We start from the raw sequence: 21,736 nt of genomic DNA, 5'->3' as shown, positions 1-21,736 counted from the left end.
ACCCGTAACCGAGTGGATGACCCGACATGGCAGAGCACGCGCTGAAAAGTCCTTTCCTGCGAGAGGCTGAGGCACGCGGCTATATTTTCCAGTGCACGGATCTGGCGTCTCTCGACGCCGCCATGTGCGCCGGTCCTGTCACCGGATATATCGGCTTCGATCCCACCGCGGATTCGCTGCATGTGGGCAATGCGCTCGCCATCATGATGCTGCGCCTGATGCAGCGCCACGGTCATCGTCCCATAGCCCTGATGGGCGGAGGCACGGCAAAGATCGGCGATCCGTCGTTCAGGGACGAGGCGCGTGCCCTGATGAGCCCCGAAAGACTCGCCGCCAATCTCGTCGGCATCGAGTCCAGCCTCAGGCAGTTCCTGGACTTCGAGAGCAGCAATTCCGGCGCGATGCTGGTCAATAATGCCGACTGGCTGGACCGGCTCTCCTATATCGAGCTGCTGCAGGATGTCGGGGTGCATTTCTCGATCAGCCGCATGCTCTCCTTCGAGAGCGTCAAGCAACGCCTCGAACGGGAGCAGGGCCTGACCTTTCTGGAGTTCAACTACTCCATTCTCCAGTCCTACGATTTCCGGGAACTGAACCGTCGTCATGGCGCCGTGCTCCAGATGGGCGGATCGGACCAGTGGGGCAATATCGTCGCAGGAATCGATCTGGTCAGACGCACGGATGCAAGACAGGTCTTCGGCCTTACCACGCCCCTCGTCACGACGTCGTCGGGCGCCAAGATGGGCAAATCGGCCAAGGGTGCGACCTGGGTCAATGCGGCGAAGCTGCCCGTCTTCGAATACTGGCAGTTCTGGCGCAATACCGAGGATGACGATGTCGGTCGGTTCCTCAGATTCTTCACCGATCTTCCTGTCGAGGAATGCACGCGCCTCGGCGCATTGCAGGGAGCGGAGATCAACGAGGCGAAAAAGATACTCGCGACCGAAGCAACGGCGATCTGCCATGGACGCGAGGCCGCGGAGGCGGCAGCCGAGACCGCCCGTCAGGCTTTCGAGACCGGGACGCTGACCGCCGATCTTCCCTCCCGGGAGATCCCTGCCGCCCTGCTGAACGAGGGCATACCTGCCTTCCGTCTCTTCGCAGAGGCCGGGCTGGTCGCGAGCAACGGGGAGGCACGTCGCCTCATCCGTGGCGGGGGTGCGCGGCTCAACGATCGCCCGATCTCCGACGAGAACCGACTGATCGGCACCGGGGATCTCGTGGAGGGAGCGCTCAAGCTCTCCTCCGGGAAGAAGCATCACCTCCTTCTGCGCCCCCGGACCTGATACCCGGAATAAAGACACGCCCGCAGGACCGAACGACAGGAAGAAAAGGTGAAACCGGGCATCGCAACGCGGGGGTTTCTTTCTTTTTCTTCATGTCCGGTCATGACGACCGCATGACTGACGACACTGTTACCTGAGCGAATCGTTATCCATGCTTCCCGGAGTTTCTCTTCTCCGGGATAGACATGTCATGACCGTAACAACCGGGATCGTTTCCTCCTTCCGCGTCGCGCTGACGGATCTCACGGGCCTCGCTCTCGCAATCTGGTGGGGCTATCGCGGCCTCAGCGTGACGGGGCTCGACGCGATCCGGATCGCCGCCCTTCTCGCAGCACCAGGCCTGGCGCTCGCCTATGGGTTTCTCTCGCGGGCGCCATGCAGCACGCGAGGCGCGATCGGGGCCGGGCGAGAGAGATCTTTGCGTCGTCTGCGTATTCCCCTTCTCTTCCTGCTCGGATTCGCCCTTCACTGCCTGCATCGCTCCGATCTGATGCTCCCCGCAGCAGGACTCGCGATCGGCGCCTCCTTCTTCCTGCCGGGCCGGACGAAGCGGGATCCCATCCACGTGATCGCAGGATGCGGTATCATCGGCCTGACGCTCCTCGCTCTCGGACTCACGGACCCGCTTCGCAGTCTTGTCGCCGGTCTCGGAACGGCGCTCTGCCTGTGGCTGACTGCCGCGATCCGCCTTCTGACGGAACGCCCTGAGCGCTGCACCATCCCGGCCAGCGCCCGGATCGCATCCGCGTCGAACATTGGAACATGAGAAGCGAAGCGCATCCCGGCTCGCCGCAGACGGCAACGCGCTGGAGACTGCTTTCAGGCGTCTATCTCCCGCTCTTCCCGCTGCCATGGCTACGTTACGGAACCTCGCTGCCGGCTGTCGCTGCCTGGCTGGCCGGAAGCGCGATCCTGCTTGCTTTGCCCTTCCTTCCCGACCGGTTCCGACCGTCCCTCCGGGGGCAAGCCATCGCGACCGCCGCGATCGGTCTCGCTCTCATTCCGTTCCGGGGATACTGGGGCATCTTTTTCATCTTCGCCGCAGCAACATGCGGCGTGATCGGAACGCTCCGATCGGCACTGATCCTTCTGATCGTCACGCTGGGTCTCTATTCCGCGGTCGCCCTCGGCCCCGCACGGAGTCCTTACGATATTCCGGTCACGCTCATCGTCGCCATCGGCACATTCTTGGGCACGCGTCTGCAACTGGCCCTTTTCGCGAAGAATGCCCGGTTGGCCGATGCCCAGGACCAGATACGCCATCTTACCGTCGCTGCGGAGAGGGAGCGCATCGCGCGCGACCTGCACGATACGCTCGGTCAAACCCTCACCCTGATCGTCTTGCGGTCCGACCTCGCCCTGCGCAGGGACAAGGATGCAACAGCCGCCCTGCGCGACGATCTCGAGACGATTGCACGGACTGCGCGACATGCCCTGTCGGAAACGCGCCAGACCGTCTCGAGCATGAGGATCGCAACCCTCGGACAGGAACTGTCGGAGGCCGTGACGGCGCTGCAGACAAGCGGGGTTTCATGCCGTATCGCAGGCGATCCCGGGCATATCCCCGCGCATCGGGAGGGCGTCTTCGCCGCGATCCTGCGTGAAGGGGTGACAAACGTCATTCGTCATGCCCGGGCCGAAAGCTGCACGATCGCTTTCGGTTCTTCCTCCGCCGGAGAGACAACCCTCGAGATCCGGGACCAAGGCCCGGAAGAAATACAACAAAGTATTTCATTTCATGAAGGAAATGGTATAAGCGGAATGCGCGCCCGTATCACAGAGCTGGGAGGGAGCCTGACAATCACGCGTCATGCGCATGGCACGACATTGCGAATCACGCTTGGAGACTTCCTATGAGGCGAAAACTGCGTCTCGTGCTTGCCGAAGACCAGATCATGCTTCTCGAGGCGTTTGCCGCCATTCTGGCCCTCGAGCCGGATTTCGAGATTGTCGGAACCGCGCGATCCGGGCCGGAAGCGCTGGAGCGCGCGAGAGAGGAGCGCCCGGACATTCTCCTGACCGATATCGAGATGCCGGGAATGAGCGGAATCGATATCGCCGAATGCCTGCATCGCGACAAGGCGAAAACCGTCGTTGTGATCGTGACCACCTTCGCGCGAGCGGGCTACATGAAGCGTGCGCTCAATGCCGGGGTCCGGGGATATCTCCTCAAGGATGCGCCGGTCTCCGAGCTGGCCGAGTCGATCCGTCTGGTCGGTCGGGGCGGACGTGCGATAGACCCCGAACTTGCGAGGCAGGTCTGGGATGCGTCTCACGATCCGCTCACATCGCGGGACAGGGCCATTCTCCGCATGGCCGAATCGGGGCGGTCGAACCAGCAGATCGCAACATCGCTCTCGCTGTCTCCGGGGACCGTGCGCAACTGCTTTTCGGAGATCATCCAGAAGATCGGCGCGCGCAACCGGATCGAAGCGAGCCATATCGCAAGACGCAATGGCTGGCTCTAGATGAAGAGACCAGCCATACGATCGGCGCCTCAGCTCTCTCCGGTCAGCAGGGCACGGACCCGGGTCAGAACCGCATCCTGGGTATAGAGCGCGCGTGCCCGGAGGAGACCGGCCTGTCCTGCGCGTTCGCGGAAAGCCGGATCCTCGACGAAACGGTTCAGCGCCCCTGCCAGAGGCGCGGCGAGCCCGGGAGGGACAAGCAGCCCCGTTTCTTCCGGGACGATCTGTTCGCGCGGCCCTCGTATATCGGTTGCGACGACCGGCAGACCGCAGAGCATCGCCTCGATGATCGACATGGGCAGCCCCTCGAAATGGCTCGGCAGCGTGAAGATATCGGCCGCAGCAAGCAAACGCGGGATGTCGTCCCTGTAGCCGAGACATCTGAGGCGCGGCCCGAGCACAGTCTCGGCATGCGAGAATTCCTGCGCCATCGTGTCGCCGTGGTCGGAGGGCAAACGCTCCCCTACGATCCACAGCATGGCACCGGGCACGCTCTCCATGGCCCGCAGCAATTCCGGATAGCCCTTGTGACGCACCAGCCGGGACACGGCGACGATCACGACGGCCCGGTCGGGCACGCCGAGCGCCGCGCGGATTTCCGCCCTCGCGTCGCGATCCGGATGAAACAGGGCCGGATCCCGCCCGTTCCCGACAGCGATCGCCCGGGGGCTGATCCCGAGGCGGCGGGCATCCCGCGCTTCCTCCTGGGAGACGGTCATGTAGCGATCCGTCACCTGACCGGCGAGATACTCCAGAACGAAGGAGAGAAGGCGCCGTCGATACGAACCCGGCTGGTTGAAGAGGAAGCCGTGACAGGTATAGGCGACGAGAGGCACGTTGCACCACCAGGCAGCCATCCGCGCAAGGAAGCCGCTGATGGGCATATGGGCATGCACGAGGTCGGGACGCGTTTCACGGATCAGCCTGACAAGGGCACGCAAGGCACGGTACTGGGCAAGCGGATTGAAGGACCGCGCCATCGGCAGCCCGTGCACCACGAAACCGTCCTCGCGCACCGGCAGGAGATGACTGCCCTCGGCACAGGCGCCTTCGACATGGTGACCGCCGTCGCGCAGGACCCGCATGAGAGGATGCAGGAACTGCCTGAGCGCGAAATCTATATTCGTGACTTCCAGTATGCGCAGTCCGGAACCGGCTGTCTTGCCGGGCCTCTCGTCACGGGAGCGATCGGGGCCGGTCATTCCGGAACATGCTCCATCACCCACTGGATGACCCTGCGAACGGGTCGGATCGGCGAAACGGCGCCATCCCTCTGACCGGCGCCCGATCCGGCAGAGGATGTCTCCGGCGGGGTTTTCACGGAGGCGGCCCGTTCCTGCGGCGATTCGTCCGGGTCATCTATTGCCCCCGGATCGCTGCCAGCGCCCTCGCCGGTCTCGCCCACCCCGCCCGTATCGCCGACAGGCTCGCTGTCGGGCGCTCCATCCCGATGGATCCCGGTCACGGGCGGATCCGAGCGCAGATCGGCTTCGGATCCGGCATCGTTCGCACCGAGCGCGGGGGCGAGACCCTCATCCGGCGTTTCGGATCCCGGCGCTGCGGGCCGGATCTGACCGGTCTCCTCGCGCGGTCCGACCACGATCTGGAAACAGGGCACAGGTCTCTCCCCTCCCGCATAGACACTTCTCTCGAGACCCAGATGCCCGCCTTCCTGCCGGAATCGCCATATGGCGCCGCCCGCGATCATGAGTATCTCGTCTCCCTCCGGAGAAAGCTCGGCACGCACGGAAGGATGCAGATGGAAACGCAGGGCAAAGGCGACCTCTCTCTCACCGGAAAGAACCTCTTCCCCGCGCAGATCGTCCCCCGTCGGACCGAGATAGAGACGGCGCCGCCAGGTGATTCCGTGACCTGGATGATACCCGTCATGCTGGCCGTCGAGCCAGTGCGCTCCATCCTGCGTCTGATGCTGCATCGTGACATGGGCAGGTCTGCGCACGATATGCCCGTCGGGCGAGAAATCGCAACAGGACTGCCCCTCGACGCAGACAGCGCTATGGGCAGCGGTCTCTCTCAGGGCGTGCTTCCACCGTCCCGTCTCCGCACTGCCGCAATTGACGAAGAGACGCTGCCGCCCATGGGAGAACTCGATTGCGAGCGGAGCCGCATGGGCGTCGCGATCGTAACCTGTCGGCGGCGGGCCGGCCCCGTCCACGAAAAGAAGCGCCTTGCCCGCAGCGATCCGCCAGAAACCGCCATCGGGCATGGAAGGGGCCAGCAATCTCTGACGCGCGCCATGCTGGATGATGCGGTCGATATGGCGGTCGTCCAGTTCCTTGCTGCCGTTGAACAGGGCAAGACCGCCATCGCCGTGACGCAGGGCACGCAGCACGGGGCTGAGACGATTGAGCGCGCTCTGGACCGCTTCGGAGGGAGGAAGCTGGGCCATGCGCATGATGACGCTGATTTCCGTCAGTTCGCGCACCGCTTCGAGCTGCGCTGACGGGCTGCGCTCCCGCAGCGTTCCATCCGGGAGGATCTGCCGGGCCAGCTCCTGATCGAGATAGCGATGGAAGCGCTGCAGGAAGCCGGTCTGGGAGGGTATCGCGACCGCAGCGGCCAGCAGGCCCTTAAGCGCCGTGAGATTGCGCCATCCCTGCTCGGGTAGCGGCAGGAGGATCGAAACGAGACGTCCTTCGACCAGAATCCTGTCCATGACGCGCTGACGGAACGAGACATTCGCCGTCGCCGCGAAGAAATCGAAATGTCCGAGCCATGCCGCCAGCCGGGCGCCGGCGGTCGGCGCGTTCAGGACGAGCGGATCGATCGGAGGCTGGTCGAGCCAGCTCCCGACGATCGCACGGGCATAGAGCCGGGCCTCGTCGCTGCCGAGCGCCCTCAGATCGCGCAGCCAGGTGAAACTCTGGAGCCAGTCCCGGGCCTCGGGTGCCAGATCGTCATATTCCCAGTCATAGGCGCGCAGGGCGATCGCACGCCCCTCGAAGCGACAGGCGCCGCTGACGAGAAGCGCACCGTGGTCAGGATCGCCGGGCCAGATATCCCGTATCATATGAACGGGGCGATCCGGCGCGCGGGCCATACCGGGCAGGCTCGGAGGCAACCGGGCAAATGAAAGACGAGCTTCACGCGCCCAGCGTCCGAACATGACGTCATGATCTCCAGATGGAAGGCTTAAACGAGACTCCCTGCCTGTCGCAGAGATGTGATCGCTGCAGCATAGTCGTCCTGACCGTAGATGGAAGTCCCCGCGACCATCATATCGGCACCCGCCGCCGTGGCGCGCGAGGCGGTCGTCACATCGATCCCGCCATCCACGCCGATCCGGATGTCCCGGCCGCTTGCATCGGCCATCTGGCGCAATGTGCGGATCTTCGGGAGCTGGCTTTCGAGGAATTTCTGGCCGCCGAAACCCGGATTGACCGTCATGACCAGAATGATATCGACCAGATCGAGAACGTATTCGAGCGCTTCGGGCGGGGTCGCGGGACAGATCGCGATCCCGGGCTTCTTGCCCAGCGCCCGGATATGCTGAAGCGTGCGGTGGACATGCGGGTTGTTCTCGACATGGACATGAATGTGATCCGCCCCTGCTTTCGCAAAGGCCTCGATGAAGGCATCCGCCGGGTCGATCATCAGATGAACGTCGAACGGCTTGTCCGTGCGGTTGCGCAACGCGGCGATCATACCCGGCCCGAATGTCATGTTGGGGACGAAATGCCCGTCCATGACGTCGAGATGCAGCCAGTCGGCGCCGTCACGCACCACGGCGTCGACTTCGGCACCCATATTGGCGAAATCCGCCGAGAGGATGCTCGGCGCGATCAGAGGCGTTTTCAGCTGGGACATGTTGATCCTATCGTTTTCAGGAAATGTTGCGTCTCAGCTGCTCTTACGCAACCGGGCGGCGAAAAATCCATCCATCCCGCCCCGTTCGGCCCACATGCCGGGATGGGTACGGAACATTCCCGCATTTGTGAGCGCTTCGGGCATTCCTGCCAGCTCTTCGGCGGTGAATGGATCGTGGATCCAGCCCCTTTCGCACGCCGCAGCCACGCGCTGCGGTCCTTCCTCGTCCTGAAGCGAACAGACTGCATAAAGCAGCGTGCCGCCCGGCTTGAGCATCGCCCCCGCCGCATCGATCAGGCGATCCTGGTCCTTTGCCAGTGCCAGAACGTCGCGCGGCCGCTTGACCCACAGCACGTCGGGATGGCGACGCAGCGTGCCCGTGGCCGAGCAGGGCGCATCGAGCAGAACCGCATCGACTGGCTCAGCCGGCCTCCAGTCGAGCGCATCGGCAACGACGCACTCCACCTCGAGACCGAGCCGCTCGAGATTCTGCCTGAGTCTGACGCTCCGGGCCGCCTCCCGCTCGACCGCGACGACCTTCGCCCCGGCAGAGGCGAGCTGGGCGGTCTTCCCGCCGGGCGCGGCGCAAAGATCGATCACGCTCTGGCCGGGCCTCGCGGCAAGAAGGCGGGCTGGCATCGACGCTGCGGCATCCTGGACCCAGAACCGACCGGTTTCGAACCCGGGAAGCTCCGTCACCCGCGTGCCTGCCGGAAAGCGCAGGCTGCCGTTCGGGAGGCGCTCTCCGCCGTCGGGGGCCTCGGCTCCCGGCCTCATGGTGAGATCGAGCGGCGCCTCGCGATGCAGCCCCGCCGCGATGGCGCGCGCGCGTCGGCCCCAGGCCGTCCAGAGCCAGGGCGGAACATCGAGCCTGTCCGGATCCAGCCCCTCGGCAAGGGAGTCGCCCTCGCGCGCGACCCGACGCAGCACGGCATTCGCCAGACCGGCAAACGGTGCGAGCCCCCGGCGACGCAGCAGGGAGACGATCGTTCCCACGGCGGCGTGGGGCGGGGTCTCGAGATGGCGCAGCTGCGCCACGCCCATGAGAAGTGCGCAGCGTACGGGTGCGGGCGGCTCACGGCGCAATAACGGCTGGAGAAGCTCGGTCATGCTGCCCATATGCCGCAGCACCGTCGCCGCAAGACGATGGGCGCTCGCGCGGTCGCGCGGGTCGGTGAGCGGACTGCGGTCGAGCGTGGTCTCGAGCATGCGCCGGTGTTCGACGACGCCGCAAAGGATATCGAATGCCAGATCGCGGGTCGGATCGGCAGGAATCTGGGAAGGTGCTTTGGACATTGCCTTGCCAATGGCATTTCGCGAAGCGGCGCGCTACCCCTTCTCGCATCAGAACGGACACAACCTGCGGAGCCGATCATGTCCAGCGCCCCCTCGAGCGACACGCTTACCTCGCGCCTCGACCGGATCAGGTCGCGCATTGCCGAATCCTGCGACCGGGCCGGGCGCGCAACGGATGCCGCGAAACTGGTGGCCGTGAGCAAGTTCCATCCCGCTTCTGCCGTGGAGGAAGCCCTCCGGGCCGGACAGCGACTGTTCGGCGAGAACCGCGTGCAGGAAGCGCGGGAAAAATTCCCGGCCCTGCGCGACGCCTGGCCCGATCTCGAACTGCACATCATCGGCGGTCTGCAGACCAACAAGGCTCTGGACGCCTGCCGGATCGCCGATGCCATCGAAACCGTCGACCGCCCGGGCCTGGTCGATGCCCTGAGCCGGGCGGGCGATCGCCTCGGGCACCTTCCTGCCCTGTACGTGCAGGTCAACACGGGAGACGAACCCCAGAAATCGGGCGTTCCCCGGGCGGATGCCGATCGCTTCATCACACTGTGCAGGCAGCGTTTCGGAAACCGTCTGGCGGGTCTCATGTGCATCCCCCCCGAGGCGGAAGACCCGGCGCCCCATTTCGCCTATCTGGCAAAACTGGCGCATGAACATGAATTAATGGGCTGTTCGATGGGAATGTCGGCAGACTTCGAAACGGCCATAGAGCACGGAGCAACGCTGGTTCGGGTGGGTAGCGCCATCTTCGGCAACCGGCCCGCGCCCTGAAGCGAACCATCACGCGCTTGCGGTCGCTGCCGAAAGGATCGTATGGCAAAGCTCAGGCGCGCAATTGCTCACGTCTTCGTGCGCGATGTCCGTCCCGTGTTTGCCGTGAGTTGGAAGAGAAATGACAGACAGGCCTGACGGTCAGCCAGGTTCGCCCGACCCCGCCTCGACCCCTTTGCCCCGGACCGCTGCCGGCGAGCAGGGCCCGATACGCGAGTTCGGCGCCGCCGACGATCAGCACAGAAAGGCCCCGGTCGGGCTCGCCGGCCTGCTCGGCGTTCTCGGCGTGGTCTATGGCGATATCGGAACGAGCCCTCTCTACGCCTTCCAGGCCTCGGTCCAGATCGTCGGTTCCATCCGCCATCCCGCCGAAGGCTGGGAGATCATGGGGATCGAGAGCCTGATCTTCTGGGCGCTCATGATCGTCGTCACGATCAAATACGTCACTCTTGTGATGCGGGCCGATCATGACGGCGAAGGCGGCATCATCGCGCTCATGTCACTCGCCCAGCGCGTCTGCAAATCGCCCAGATTCCGGTGGCTTTTCGGTATCGTCGGGATAGGCGGCGCCTGTCTGTTCTTCGGAGACGGCATCATCACGCCGGCCGTCTCGGTTCTGTCGGCCATCGAGGGAATCGAGGTCTCGGTGCCCTCGGCCTCTCATATCATCATTCCTGTCGCCATCGTGATCCTGATCGCGCTGTTCAGTGCGCAGGCGCTCGGCACCGGCAAGATCGGCCGGGCATTCGGGCCGATCATGCTCGTCTGGTTCGTCTCGCTCGCGGTCATGGGGATCCACTCGATCATCCAGACGCCGCATATCCTGATGGCGCTCTCGCCCTATTACGCCGCGCAGTTCGTCCTTTATCACGGCTGGCTCGCTTTCATCGCGCTCGGCTCGGTCGTGCTCGCCGTGACCGGCGCGGAAGCCCTCTATGCCGATATGGGCCATTTCGGACGCAGCCCCATCCGTTACGCCTGGCTGTTTCTCGTCCTGCCCGCCTTGACCCTGAATTATCTCGGCCAGGGCGCGCTCCTCCTGCGCGATCCGGCCGCCCTGCAGAACCCCTTCTACCATCTCGCCCCGCACTGGGCGCAGATCCCTCTGCTCCTGCTCGCCACGATGGCCACCGTCATCGCGAGTCAGGCCGGTATCTCGGGCGGCTTCTCGCTCTGCCGTCAGCTCATCCAGCTCGGCTATCTCCCGCGGATGCGCATCACCCACACCAATGCAGAGGAAGAGGCGCAGATCTATCTGCCCGTCTTCAACTGGGTTCTCGCCATCGGCGCCATTCTGCTCGTGGTTTCGTTCCGCTCCTCCTCGGCTCTGGCAGCAGCCTACGGCATTGCGGTGACGGGCACGTTCATGTGCACGGCCGTGCTGGCAATGGTCGTGTTCCGTCGTGTCTTCGACTGGAGCGCCCCGGTTGCGGGGCTGGTTTTCGGCTTTTTCCTGCTCAGCGACGGGACGTTCTTTGCGGCCAACGTGCTCAAGATCCCCGATGGCGGCTGGGTTCCGCTTGCCATCGGCGTGACCGCCACGATCCTGATGACCACCTGGGCCAGAGGACGCAATCTCGTTCGCGCCCGTCAGCAGGCCGATTCCCTCCCGATGGCGTCGTTTCTCGCCCGCCTTCCGCAGTCGCGTACATTGCGTGTCCCGGGCATGGCCGTTTTTCTCACGGCAAATCCCGATACGGTTCCGACCTGCCTTCTGCATAATCTGAAGCACAACAAGGTCCTTCACGATCATGTCCTGTTCGTTACCGTGCAAAATCTCGATCAGCCCGAGGCGGAGCGCGGCCATCGTGCCATGGTTCAGGAGCTCGCGCCCAATATCCATCGCGTCATCATCCGCTACGGCTTCATGGAGATGCCGAATCTGCCGAGGGCACTCGAGGAGCTGAATGCTGCGGGGATCGAGTTCGACGCCATCCAGGCTTCCTATTTCGTCTCGCGCGAGCTGGTTGTGCGCTCGACCCTGCCTAAGCTTTCCCTGTGGCGGATGTGGCTGTTCCTCATCATGGTGCGCAATGCGGTACCCAGCACGGAGTTCTTCCGCATTCCGCCGGATCGTGTGGTCGAGCTCGGCGTGAGGATCGCGATCTGACCGGGGCCGCTCCGCTCTCGCTTTATGTGCACTGGCCTTTCTGTCTGGCGAAATGCCCGTATTGCGACTTCAACTCCCATGTCAGGGAAACGATCCCCCAGGAGCGTTTCGCCTCGGCGCTGCGAAAGGAGCTGGCCCATGACGCGGCGCGAACCGGTCGCCGCCCGCTCCGCTCGATCTTTTTCGGAGGGGGCACGCCCTCCCTCATGGATCCGGAGACGGTCGCAGCCCTGATCGAGGACGCGTCGCGATATTTCGACGCGGAACCCGATCTCGAGATAACCCTCGAAGCCAACCCCACCAGCGTCGAGCGGGCGAAGCTGGCGTCGTTTCGCGAGGCCGGGGTGAACCGGATCTCGCTCGGGATCCAGAGCCTGGACGACGCCTCGCTGCGTTTTCTCGGGCGGGAGCATTCCGCCTCCCAGGCCATTGCAGCTCTCGAAACGGCACGCAGCCTGTTCGCGCGGGTGTCTTTCGACCTGATCTATGCCCGCCCGGGGCAAAGTCTTTCCGAATGGTCCGGGGAGCTCGACCGGGCGCTCTCTCTCGCCTCCGACCATCTTTCGCTCTATCAGCTCACCATCGAGCAGGGCACGAAATTCGAGGCGCTCTATCGTCAGGGTCGCTTCCATCTGCCCGATGACGAGCAGGCTGCGCGCCTTTACGAGCGTACGGCCGACATTGCCGGACGTCACGGGCTGCTGCCCTATGAGATCTCCAATTATGCACGCCCCGGCGCCGAGAGCCGACACAACCTGACCTATTGGCGGTATCAGGACTATATCGGTATCGGCCCCGGTGCACACGGGCGTCTCACCATCGGCGACGACCTTCTGGCAATACGCCGTCATCGTGCCCCGGAGCCCTGGGCCGGGCGGGTCGAACAGGGCGGCTGCGGATCGACCGAGGAAATTCCGCTCTCGGCGGAGGAGCGCGGTCGCGAGGCGCTTCTCATGGGGTTGCGGCTTACGGAAGGGATTTCCTGCGCGGCGTTCCGGACGCGCACGAGCAGGGAAATCGGCGAGTGTCTCGATCCGCGGATTCTGGATGCGGCCCTCGAGGAGGGCTATCTGACCTTCGATCGCGAGAGGCTGATCGCGACCCGTGAAGGACGATTGCGTCTCGAGGCGCTTCTTTCGGCACTGGTCCTCTGACCGATTCTCCCGCATGGATGAGGCGGGAGGCGCTTTCCCGAAGGAACTCTCGCGCTTCCTTTCGTCTTCTGCCTCTTGTCCGGAAGGTACACGCCGTGATTCGCCGCTTTTTCGCCAGCCTCGCCCTTGCCGCCTTCGGTGCCGCTTCGACCGCGCCGCTCCACGCCGCCCCGCAGGCGGCGAAGGAACTGGTCATTGCGGATAACGATTATCTCGGTCCGGGCGGGTCGAATATCCAGTCGGTGATCCCGCTTCTGAACAACCCGCATGTCACGCTTCTCGGGATCACGGTCGTCGCCGGAGACGACTGGGAAAATGCGGAAAGCGCCCGGATCAGGCGTTTTCTGGAAATCTCCGGCCATCGCGACATTCCGGTCTATGACGGGGCGACGCAGCCCCTGATCAACACGGTTGCCCTGACGCGCCTGCGCGAGCAGCAATTCGGAACCCTCCCCTGGAAAGGCGCCTGGGGCGGGATGGGATCGATGGCCCACACGCCGGACAGCCAGCCCGATGTGCCCGCCTCGCCCGACGGCGCGCCGACCATCCGGCCCCAGGGCATTCCGGCCGCGCTTTTCCTGATCCAGCAGGTTCACGCCCATCCGCATCAGGTGACCATTATCGAGGGCGGCCCCATGACCAATCTCGCTCTGGCGATCCGTCTCGATCCGAGTTTCGCGGCAACGGCGAAACAGCTCGTCTTCATGGGCGGCTATCTCGATCTCTCCATGACCTCCGTCACGGGCAATGCGGATAACGCTTCCGACTTCAACCTGATCTTCGATCCCGAAGCCGCTCACATCACCCTGAGCGCACCCTGGCCGAAAATCACGTCCGTTGCGAATGTCTCGAACGACGTCACCCTCTCGAAACAGGATGTCGCGGGGATCGGCAAGGGGCACGAAACCCCGGTCACGCACTATCTGACCAGATACTATGTCCCGCTCGCGATGTGGGATGAGGTAACGAGCGCAGTTGCGGTCGATCCCTCGCTGATCACGCGCTCGACGGAGGCCTATATGGATGTCGAGACCGGCAAGGGACTATTCTACGGCCATGCGCGGGTCTGGCCCGAGTCGCTTGCCCCCCGCACCATGGGGCTGAGGAAGGTCCGGATCGTGCAGGCAATCGATGTCGCACGCTTCAAGAAGGACTACATCGCCCAGGCGCGGGACCTGATGGGGAAACACTGAGCCTTGCTCCATATGATCAAGCTCGTGGTGGGATGCACCACGCTCGACGAACTTGCCGCATGGATGCGTCAGGGGGAGCGGATCGACGGATACGGCGTCGTCCGCACCCGGACCATGCCGAAACAGGCCGCCGAGATCGAAAACCAGGGCTCGCTCTATCGTGTGATGGGCGGGCTGGTTCTCTGCCGCCAGCCTGTCGCGGGATTTCGTCCCTTCACCCGGCCGGACGGGCAGATCGGGACGCATATTCTCGTCACCGACGAGATCATCCCGGTCGAGCCCCGCGCGATGCGGCCGTTCCAGGGCTGGCGCTATCTCAGGCCCGACGACGCGCCTGCCGATCTCGGCACGCGAAGTGCCCATGAAGGGCTCGATACCTTGCCCCCCGATCTCCGGCGCGCCTTGTCCGAACTCTGCCTGATCTAGACGTTCCCTCCCGGGATCTGGCAATGCAGTCCCTGCGCACGGAGGAAAGGAAACGCCCGGGACCAGGGACCAGGGGCGCTGCGGGTTGTCACGCTACGCAGAAGCGGAATGCCTCGTTCAGTTCGCGGGGGCCTGACCCTGAAGCGCTGTTACCTCATCGCCCGGAATGACGATGGAGTCCGGAAGCGGTGCTCCGGCTTCGAGCCGGGTTGCGTATAATGCCATTTCCCGAGCTGCCGCGGGCGCGGGTGCACGCAGGCCATCCAGCATGTCGAACCGGTAGAGCGTCATCTCTCCACTCAGACAGCGGAGGGATTTCAGCAGGGCGACTCCCGACTGGGCTTTCGACTCCCGCAATTGTGCCGCCAGACCGCCGAACAGGGGAAGACCGTTCTGGGAGAATTCTGCCGCAATCGTCGCTATGCCCGCCTCGCGCTGCAAGCGATCCGTCTGCGTCGGATCGCAATCTCCCGAAAGCACCAGCGCAGCGTAACGGTAATTGGCGACGAGCGCGCGGCGCAGGGCGGTGTCGCGCTCGCCCAGCTCACGTCCGGGCCGTGGGAACGACACGCAAAGCAGGGCGACGAGGCTGCCGATCGTGTTGTCGAGAACGCGCGTCCAGACGATTCCCTCGCCGGGCATCACGGCTTCGGCGATCACCACGATGAGGCCGGTCAGAAAGAACACGAGCAGGGTGTAATTGACGGCCCTGACCGCAATGGCCGCGAGCGAGAGAAAGACGGCGACGACCAGAAGAGCGGCTTTTCCCGGCAGGAGGATCGCGAAACAGGCCGCCAGCAGGCTTCCGCCAAGACTGCCCGTGACCCGCTCCACACTGCGAATGAGGGTGACATGGCCGGCAGGCTGCATGACGAGCAGCGCTGCGATCAGTGCCCAGTAGGAAAAACCCTGTCCGCCATAGAGGCAGACGAGCTCGGTAAGACACAGGGCCACGGAAAGCCGTGCCGCGTAGAGCCACTGTCCCGCCCCCGGACGCCGCCAGACGATTCCTTTCCGCCCGGCCTCTGATCCGGAGCGGCGGGAAAAGGCTCCGATCATCGCCTCGAGACTGGTGACGCTTGCAACGAAAGGCATGGTCTGGACGAGGTTGTCGCCATGTATCTGACGGCCGAAGCTGCGAACCAGCTCCCGCAAGACGCTGAAATCGGGCTCGTAGCGCCCGAGCTGCCGCATCGTCTCATGGCAGATCGTCGCCATGGCGCGTATCGGTACGCGCGCCTCATGCACAAGACGCCCCGCCTCGGCAAGATGTTCGAGAGCGAGCAGAGCCGTGAAGAGGCGCTCCGCCGTCGACAGGGCTGCTTCCATGCGCATACGCACGCGCTGATTGCCGTGGCGCGCGTCGAGCGCGCGAATCAGGGCACGTGCGCGCTCGATCGCATTGCGGACGCTCTGGCGGTGAACCGTTTCACGAAGGCGACCCGCCGCGAGTTCACGCGCCATGAGGCCGAGAACGAAGAAAACGGCACCCAGACTTCGGCGGGCCGGTGCGTATGGATGCTGCCGCCAGAGCACCAGACAGAAAAGCGAGGCAAGTGCCCCGCCACCGAAGAAAAGCCCCGCAATCGCGAGCGCTCCGGCGGGCTGCGACGGAAAGCCGGTCGCCGCCAGTCCGGCGCAGCCCACCAGCACCCAGAGCTGCATGATGGCCGGAGAGAAAATCCGTGAGATGCCGCATCCCAGACCGATCAGCGCGACGATCGGAAGGATCAGAACCGGACCGAAAGACGCCCCCCAGGAGGCGAGGGCCACGACGAGGCTCCCCGCGAGGGTGAATCCACCCAGCACCTCGAATCTCTCGCGCTGCGGACCGCCCGGATCGATCAGACAGGCCCAGAAACAGGAGAAGGCGCTCCATGCATAGAGCGGCGCATCGAAAAGCAGAGAGGGGAGCAGAGCGAGCGCCGTGATGACACCGGCGCGTACCCCTTCACGCAGGCTGAGCTGCTCCGGAGTGAGCGTGATGGCAAAGCGGGCGAAGCGGTTGGAGGAGAGAGACAGGAAGGCGGAGAGAAACGGCATGAACGATTGACGGGATCGACCCTTCACCATGCACGCCACCTCTTCCTGCAATGAAGCGGGGTTCAACGCCCCGTCATGATCCGCTCGACCAGCTGTTTGACCGACGGTGTGAAACCGTCAGCATAGAACGGATCGGTAGCGAAACGCCATGCATTGGTGCCGCCGAACATCAGGTTATGATCGACAAGCGCATCGGCCTCGGCCTCGCCCGACAGATCATCCGCATGCGCGATGTCCTGAAGACTTTTCTGGATACAGAAGGATCGGGGATCGGCCTTCGCACCGTTGGTGTATCCGGGACCGCGCTGACTCCAGTTCGAGAAGCGGCATTCCGAGAGACAGCCCATGCAGGCGACCTGATCGGCCACGATGGTCCGGCTCTCCTCCGGCGTGACGAACACCAGGGTCGAATCAGGCGTGCGCATCGCTTCCGTGTAGCCTGCCGCCTCCCAGCCGAGCACATGAGCCCGATCGGCCGCGGTCATGAACACTTCGCGCTTGCGGGCGCCGATCCCGTGCGGCGTGTCATGCTCGCCGATGGGCTCGCTGCTATAGGCGACCTGCCGCTCGGAACGGGCCCGAAGCGTGCGGAGGAAGCTGTTATTGACTGCCGAGGAATAGAAACCCGTGGGCGAGAAACGGTTGAGATAGACGTCTCCCTCCTTCAGGCGGCGCAGGCGGCGCTTCCAGGCAGCGGGGATGGGACTCTCGCGGGTGAGCAGCGGTCGCGTGCCGAACTGGAAGACGATGGGGCCGATTTCAGGATTGTTGAACCAGTGTGACCACTCCTCCAGCCACCATACGCCCCCCGCCATGATGATCGGAACGCTACCCAGACCGAACTGGTTCATGGACCGTCGCAATGCCGCGACGCGGGGATACGGATCTTCCGGCGAGAGAGGATTCTCGGTGTTCGACAATCCGTTATGCCCGCCGGCACGCCAGGGGTCCTCATAGACCACGGCTCCGAGAAGCTCGGCCGTCTTGCTGTACGAGCGCTTCCACAACGCGTTGAAGGCACGGGCCGAGGAAACGATCGGGTAATAGTGAACCTTGTGACGCGCTGCGATTTCCGAGAGGCGGTAAGGCATCCCGGCACCGCAGGTCAGTCCGTCGATCAGCCCCGGTGCCCCTTCGAGGATCCCCTCGATGACGCGCTCGGCACCGCCCATCTCCCAGAGAAGATTGGCGTTGATCATGCCGCTGGATCCCGCGATCTCACGCGCGATCCTGACCTGGGTGATACCGCCCTCGATGGCGTAGCGAATCAGCTCTTCATGCCGCTCCCGGCGCGTGCGTCCGAGATAGGTTTGCGGAATGCGGTGACCGTTCTCGTCATAACTATCGGCGTTGACGGCCGATACCGTCCCCACCCCGCCTGCTTCGGCCCAGTGGCCAGCGGAAATACCAGTCGAGACCGAAACGCCTTTCCCGCCCTCAACGAGGGGAAGCACATCCCGGCCAGCCATACGGACGGTATCAATCGACATCATAATCTGTGTTGTACTCCAAGGAAGGAAAGCCTCGGCAGGCCTCCTTCCTGAAACGGGAGATCAGTCAGCGTCGCGCTGTCTGGACGGACGAGACGGCTTGGCGCCGACGCTCTCCGAGATATCGGCACCGGTCTCCTGATCGACAACCCGCATCGACAGCTTGACCTTGCCGCGATCGTCGAAGCCCACGACCTTGACCTTCACGGCATCTCCCTGCTTGACGACATCGGTCGTCTTGGCGACGCGCCCGTCCGTCAGCTCGGAGATATGAACGAGGCCGTCGCGCGGGCCGAGGAAGTTCACGAACGCGCCGAAATCGGCGGTCTTGACGACCTTGCCGTCATAGATGCGACCGATCTCCGGCTCGGCCACGATCCCCTCGATGCGCGAGATGGCCTTCTGGGCCTGCTCGTCATTCGAGGCCGCGATCGTGATCACACCCTCATCATTGATATCGACCTTGGCGCCCGAGACCTCGACGATCTCGCGAATGACCTTGCCGCCCTGCCCGATCACGTCGCGGATCTTTTCCTTCGCGATGGTCATGGTCGTGATTTTCGGCGCATTGCGCGACACGCCTTCACGCCCCTCGTCGATCGCTTTCGCCATCTCGCCGAGAATGTGGATACGACCGTCACGCGCCTGCTCGAGCGCAACCTTCATGATTTCCGGGGTGATCGAGGTGATCTTGATGTCCATCTGGAGGGCCGTGATGCCCGCCTCGGTTCCGGCCACCTTGAAATCCATGTCGCCGAGATGATCCTCGTCACCGAGAATATCCGACAACACGGCGTAGCCGCGATCTTCCTTGATCAGCCCCATGGCGATACCGGCAACCGGACGCGGCAGCGGAACACCGGCATCCATCAGCGCGAGAGACGAACCGCAGACCGTGGCCATGGAGGACGAGCCATTGCTCTCGGTAATCTCGGACACGATGCGCACCGTGTACGGGAAACGGTCCTTGCCCGGGAGGAGCGGGTGGATGGCGCGCCAAGCCAGCTTGCCATGACCGATCTCGCGACGGCCCGGGCTGCCCATACGACCGCACTCGCCGACCGAGTAAGGCGGGAAGTTGTAATGCAGCATGAAGTTCGAGCGATACTCGCCTTCGAGCGCGTCGATGATCTGTTCGTCCTGCGTCGTGCCGAGGGTGGCGACGACCAGCGCCTGGGTTTCACCGCGCGTGAAAAGCGCCGAACCGTGAGCGCGGGGCAGGATACCGACCTCGGAGACGATCGGGCGGACCGTCTTCGTGTCGCGACCGTCGATACGGAGTCCGGTCTTGAGAATGGCACCGCGCACGACCTGGGCCTCGAGCTCCTTGAGCATCGGCTTGGCCAGCTCGACATCGAGCCCTTCTTCCTCGAGTCCCTCCACGATGCGGGCCTTGGCGCTCGCGATCTTCTCGTAACGCGCCTGCTTGGCCTTTTCCTTGTAGGCGTCGGCCATCAGCTTGGTGCCGATCTTCTCGACCCGCTTGCGCAGGGCGATCTGCTCCTTGGTCGGCCCTTCGAGATCCCAGGGCTGCTTTGCGGCATGTTCGGCAAGATCGATGATCGCATCGATCACCGGCTGGAACGAGTCATGACCGGCGGTCACGGCCTCGAGCATCACATCCTCGGAAAGCTCGGACGCCTCGGACTCGACCATCAGGACGCCTTCGCTGGTGCCTGCGACCACGAGATCGAGCGCGCTCTCCTTCATCTGCGCGATGGTCGGATTGACGACGAGTTCGCCATCGATCCGCCCGACGCGCGCCACACCGACCGGGCCGTAGAACGGAATGCCGGAAAGCGTCAGCGCAGCCGAACACCCGATCAGTGCGACGAGCGCCGGATCGTTCTCCATGTCATGGCTGAGCACGGTCGCGGTGATCTGCACTTCGTTGCGGAAATTATCCGGGAAGAGCGGACGGATCGGACGATCGATGAGGCGGGCGATGAGGGTTTCGGACTCGGACGGACGCCCCTCACGCTTGAAGAAGCCACCCGGGATGCGCCCCGCAGCGTAGGACTTCTCCTGGTAGTTGACCGTGAGCGGGAAGAAATCCTGCCCGGGCTTGACCGTCTTGGCGCCGACGGCCGTACAGAGCACGACGGTATCGCCATAGGTCACGACCACGGCACCATCGGCCTGACGGGCGATCTTACCGGTTTCGAGAACGAGCGGACGTCCCGCCCATTCGATTTCCTTGCGGAAGTAATTGAACATAATTCAGTCCTGATCAGAGGGCTTTGTCACAGGGAAGCGAGAAGGGAGGGAACTGGCCCTGACTGGCTGGCAGCGTTTCGGACGGCATGGCAAGAAAGACCGGGATCGGACCGGCATGTCACCATGTGGCCTGAAACGCCGAAGACCGGTTCTGTCTCCAGCTTCTACGTTCAGTGACGCAGCCTGTGTCCCTGCCGCCGGGCTGGCGGCAAGGGGTGGCGGAGGAAGACACCTCCGCCCGAGCATATCAGCGACGCAGGCCGAGACGCTCGATGAGGGTCTGGTAACGACCCTGATCCTTGCGCTTGAGGTAGTCAAGCAGACCACGACGCTGGCCGACGAGCATCAGGAGACCACGACGGGAGTGGAAGTCCTTCTTGTGCGTCTGCAGATGGCCCGTCAGATTGACGATGCGCTCGCTGAGCAGGGCAACCTGCACCTCGGGCGAACCCGTGTCGTTCGGGGTGGTCTTGTATTCTTCGATCAGCGCCGTGCGGCGTTCAGCTGTAATCGACATCTCTGTCTCCGTATCTCAACGACTCGAATATCCGTATCGGCTTCATCCGGCCCTCCTGGACGCGGCACAAGCCGACAAGACACTCCCCCTCGCGGGCCTGGAAGATGGTTCCATCCTCCATCGTCGGCATCAGGCCATCGCTGACAGGTAGAGGCGGGCTCTGCCCCCAGCGAAGGGCCTGTGCTTCTGCTTCGGTCACGGCCAGAGCCGGGATGTCGGCCAGCGCGGTCGGGACCGGTCGCAAAAGCGCCAAAAGTGCATCGGCCTTGTCGTCATTTTGCGCCAGCTTGTCCAGTGTAATCGCATGGCGCTCGTCGAACGGGCCGCATTTGGTCCGACGTAGAACGGAGATATGCCCCACGGTGCCGCAGGCCAGTGCGATATCGCGGGCAAGGCTGCGCATATAGACGCCCTTGCCCGACTGCACCTCGAAGACGGCATGATCGCGATCCGGTCTTTCCACGAGGGTTATGCTGTCTATGCGTGCCGGTCGCGGCGGCAGATCCGGAGGACGCCCGGCCCGGGCAAGATCATAGGCGCGCTCCCCATCGACCTTGAGCGCCGAATAGACGGGGGGCACCTGCATGATATGGCCGGTCAAGGCGGGAAGACACGCGCGCAGCACCTCGTCTTCCGGCCGAATGCCGGATCTCGCCAGCACCTCGCCCTCGCGATCGTCTGTTGTACGCGATTCTCCGAGGCAAAGCGTGAAACGATAGCGTTTCGTCGCATCCATGATGTAGGGGATCGTCTTGGTGGCCTGCCCGAACGCGACGGGCAGGATGCCGGTCGCCAGAGGGTCCAGCGTCCCGCCATGCCCGGCCTTGCGTGCATCGAAAAGACGGCGCGTCCGGTTCACCACATCGGTGGAGCCGATATGCAGATCCTTGTCGATGACGAGCCAGCCATCGACATCCTGCCCTTTCCTGCGTCCCATAGA

General features: G+C 63.9%; 18 protein-coding genes. 9 read left to right on the top strand and 9 right to left on the bottom strand.

The genetic code is table 11. The annotated features are described in order from the left end of the window. The first annotated feature begins 26 nt into the window (after positions 1-26). The 4 genes from tyrS (at position 27) to SSA02_RS02030 (ending at position 3,754) form a co-directional block, all read left to right on the top strand. The gene (gene tyrS, locus SSA02_RS02045) at positions 27-1,286 is read left to right on the top strand and encodes a tyrosine--tRNA ligase (protein ID WP_147092246.1); all 1,260 of its coding nucleotides are present in this window, start codon (positions 27-29) and stop codon (positions 1,284-1,286) included. A 190-nt stretch (positions 1,287-1,476) separates the two neighbouring features. After that, complete coding sequence (locus tag SSA02_RS02040; RefSeq protein WP_147092245.1) at positions 1,477-2,052, top strand: hypothetical protein; 576 nt, start codon at positions 1,477-1,479, stop codon at positions 2,050-2,052. Next, on the top strand, positions 2,049-3,143 hold the full coding sequence (locus SSA02_RS02035; RefSeq protein ID WP_147092244.1) for a sensor histidine kinase: 1,095 nt from the start codon (positions 2,049-2,051) through the stop codon (positions 3,141-3,143). Before SSA02_RS02040 ends, SSA02_RS02035 begins: the two co-directional genes overlap by 4 nt. Beyond that, positions 3,140-3,754, top strand: coding sequence for a response regulator transcription factor (locus SSA02_RS02030; protein WP_147092243.1), 615 nt, complete (start codon positions 3,140-3,142; stop codon positions 3,752-3,754). Before SSA02_RS02035 ends, SSA02_RS02030 begins: the two co-directional genes overlap by 4 nt. A gap of 29 nt (positions 3,755-3,783) precedes the next feature. On the opposite strand, the gene SSA02_RS02025 is transcribed toward SSA02_RS02030, so the two are convergent. From SSA02_RS02025 to SSA02_RS02010, 4 genes are read right to left on the bottom strand one after another with little or no spacing between them, the layout of a single operon-like run. Beyond that, complete coding sequence (locus tag SSA02_RS02025) at positions 3,784-4,899, bottom strand: glycosyltransferase family 4 protein (RefSeq protein WP_147092643.1); 1,116 nt, start codon at positions 4,897-4,899, stop codon at positions 3,784-3,786. 53 nt (positions 4,900-4,952) lie between these two features. After that, positions 4,953-6,881: a heparinase II/III family protein gene (locus SSA02_RS02020; RefSeq protein WP_147092242.1), complete on the bottom strand. Its 1,929-nt coding sequence runs from the start codon at positions 6,879-6,881 to the stop codon at positions 4,953-4,955. A gap of 26 nt (positions 6,882-6,907) precedes the next feature. Then, on the bottom strand, positions 6,908-7,582 hold the full coding sequence (gene rpe / locus SSA02_RS02015; RefSeq protein WP_147092241.1) for a ribulose-phosphate 3-epimerase: 675 nt from the start codon (positions 7,580-7,582) through the stop codon (positions 6,908-6,910). 33 nt (positions 7,583-7,615) lie between these two features. Continuing rightward, a complete protein-coding gene (locus tag SSA02_RS02010) occupies positions 7,616-8,878 on the bottom strand; it encodes an RsmB/NOP family class I SAM-dependent RNA methyltransferase (protein WP_147092240.1) in 1,263 nt (420 codons plus the stop codon). Positions 8,879-8,956: 78 nt separating this feature from the next. Here SSA02_RS02010 and SSA02_RS02005 point away from each other — a divergent pair, with 78 nt between their 5' ends. From SSA02_RS02005 to SSA02_RS01985, 5 genes are all read left to right on the top strand, one after another. Next, the gene (locus SSA02_RS02005; RefSeq protein WP_147092239.1) at positions 8,957-9,646 is read left to right on the top strand and encodes a YggS family pyridoxal phosphate-dependent enzyme; all 690 of its coding nucleotides are present in this window, start codon (positions 8,957-8,959) and stop codon (positions 9,644-9,646) included. A gap of 121 nt (positions 9,647-9,767) precedes the next feature. After that, complete coding sequence (locus SSA02_RS02000) at positions 9,768-11,756, top strand: potassium transporter Kup (protein ID WP_147092238.1); 1,989 nt, start codon at positions 9,768-9,770, stop codon at positions 11,754-11,756. Further along, positions 11,753-12,910: a radical SAM family heme chaperone HemW gene (gene hemW / locus SSA02_RS01995; RefSeq protein ID WP_147092642.1), complete on the top strand. Its 1,158-nt coding sequence runs from the start codon at positions 11,753-11,755 to the stop codon at positions 12,908-12,910. Before SSA02_RS02000 ends, hemW begins: the two co-directional genes overlap by 4 nt. A gap of 98 nt (positions 12,911-13,008) precedes the next feature. Then, the gene (locus SSA02_RS01990; protein WP_371859169.1) at positions 13,009-14,103 is read left to right on the top strand and encodes a nucleoside hydrolase; all 1,095 of its coding nucleotides are present in this window, start codon (positions 13,009-13,011) and stop codon (positions 14,101-14,103) included. Positions 14,104-14,106: 3 nt separating this feature from the next. Then, entirely contained in the window at positions 14,107-14,529 is a 423-nt protein-coding gene (locus SSA02_RS01985) for a DUF1489 family protein (protein WP_147092236.1), read from the top strand. 117 nt (positions 14,530-14,646) lie between these two features. Here the strand turns inward: SSA02_RS01985 and SSA02_RS01980 are convergent, their stop codons facing one another. The 5 genes from SSA02_RS01980 to truB all read right to left on the bottom strand — a co-directional run bounded on the left by SSA02_RS01980 (position 14,647) and on the right by truB (position 21,733). Further along, entirely contained in the window at positions 14,647-16,602 is a 1,956-nt protein-coding gene (locus SSA02_RS01980; RefSeq protein ID WP_147092235.1) for an FUSC family protein, read from the bottom strand. 32 nt (positions 16,603-16,634) lie between these two features. Continuing rightward, positions 16,635-18,065 carry an NAD(P)H-dependent flavin oxidoreductase gene (locus SSA02_RS01975; RefSeq protein ID WP_147092234.1) on the bottom strand — a complete coding sequence of 477 codons (1,431 nt, stop codon included), beginning with the start codon at positions 18,063-18,065 and terminating at the stop codon, positions 16,635-16,637. Positions 18,066-18,125: 60 nt separating this feature from the next. Beyond that, positions 18,126-20,279, bottom strand: coding sequence for a polyribonucleotide nucleotidyltransferase (pnp, locus tag SSA02_RS01970; protein WP_147092233.1), 2,154 nt, complete (start codon positions 20,277-20,279; stop codon positions 18,126-18,128). A gap of 247 nt (positions 20,280-20,526) precedes the next feature. Further along, on the bottom strand, positions 20,527-20,796 hold the full coding sequence (rpsO, locus tag SSA02_RS01965; RefSeq protein ID WP_147092232.1) for a 30S ribosomal protein S15: 270 nt from the start codon (positions 20,794-20,796) through the stop codon (positions 20,527-20,529). Further along, complete coding sequence (gene truB, locus SSA02_RS01960) at positions 20,780-21,733, bottom strand: tRNA pseudouridine(55) synthase TruB (protein ID WP_147092231.1); 954 nt, start codon at positions 21,731-21,733, stop codon at positions 20,780-20,782. Before truB ends, rpsO begins: the two co-directional genes overlap by 17 nt. Positions 21,734-21,736 lie beyond the last annotated feature (3 nt).

Origin of the sequence: Swaminathania salitolerans (genome assembly GCF_007988945.1) — a bacterium.
GTDB classification, from domain to species: domain Bacteria; phylum Pseudomonadota; class Alphaproteobacteria; order Acetobacterales; family Acetobacteraceae; genus Swaminathania; species Swaminathania salitolerans.
This window is presented reverse-complemented; position numbering and strand designations above follow the sequence as displayed.

Coding starts and splice junctions, on each gene's coding strand:
- SSA02_RS02040 (WP_147092245.1), top strand. CDS start 1,477: ATGACCGTAACAACCGGGATCGTTTCCTCCTTCCGCGTCGCGCTGACG.
- SSA02_RS02000 (WP_147092238.1), top strand. CDS start 9,768: ATGACAGACAGGCCTGACGGTCAGCCAGGTTCGCCCGACCCCGCCTCG.
- rpsO (WP_147092232.1), bottom strand. CDS start 20,796: ATGTCGATTACAGCTGAACGCCGCACGGCGCTGATCGAAGAATACAAG.
- tyrS (WP_147092246.1), top strand. CDS start 27: ATGGCAGAGCACGCGCTGAAAAGTCCTTTCCTGCGAGAGGCTGAGGCA.
- rpe (WP_147092241.1), bottom strand. CDS start 7,582: ATGTCCCAGCTGAAAACGCCTCTGATCGCGCCGAGCATCCTCTCGGCG.
- SSA02_RS02030 (WP_147092243.1), top strand. CDS start 3,140: ATGAGGCGAAAACTGCGTCTCGTGCTTGCCGAAGACCAGATCATGCTT.
- SSA02_RS01980 (WP_147092235.1), bottom strand. CDS start 16,602: ATGGTGAAGGGTCGATCCCGTCAATCGTTCATGCCGTTTCTCTCCGCC.
- pnp (WP_147092233.1), bottom strand. CDS start 20,279: ATGTTCAATTACTTCCGCAAGGAAATCGAATGGGCGGGACGTCCGCTC.
- truB (WP_147092231.1), bottom strand. CDS start 21,733: ATGGGACGCAGGAAAGGGCAGGATGTCGATGGCTGGCTCGTCATCGAC.
- SSA02_RS02005 (WP_147092239.1), top strand. CDS start 8,957: ATGTCCAGCGCCCCCTCGAGCGACACGCTTACCTCGCGCCTCGACCGG.
- SSA02_RS02035 (WP_147092244.1), top strand. CDS start 2,049: ATGAGAAGCGAAGCGCATCCCGGCTCGCCGCAGACGGCAACGCGCTGG.
- SSA02_RS02020 (WP_147092242.1), bottom strand. CDS start 6,881: ATGTTCGGACGCTGGGCGCGTGAAGCTCGTCTTTCATTTGCCCGGTTG.
- SSA02_RS01975 (WP_147092234.1), bottom strand. CDS start 18,065: ATGATGTCGATTGATACCGTCCGTATGGCTGGCCGGGATGTGCTTCCC.
- SSA02_RS02010 (WP_147092240.1), bottom strand. CDS start 8,878: ATGTCCAAAGCACCTTCCCAGATTCCTGCCGATCCGACCCGCGATCTG.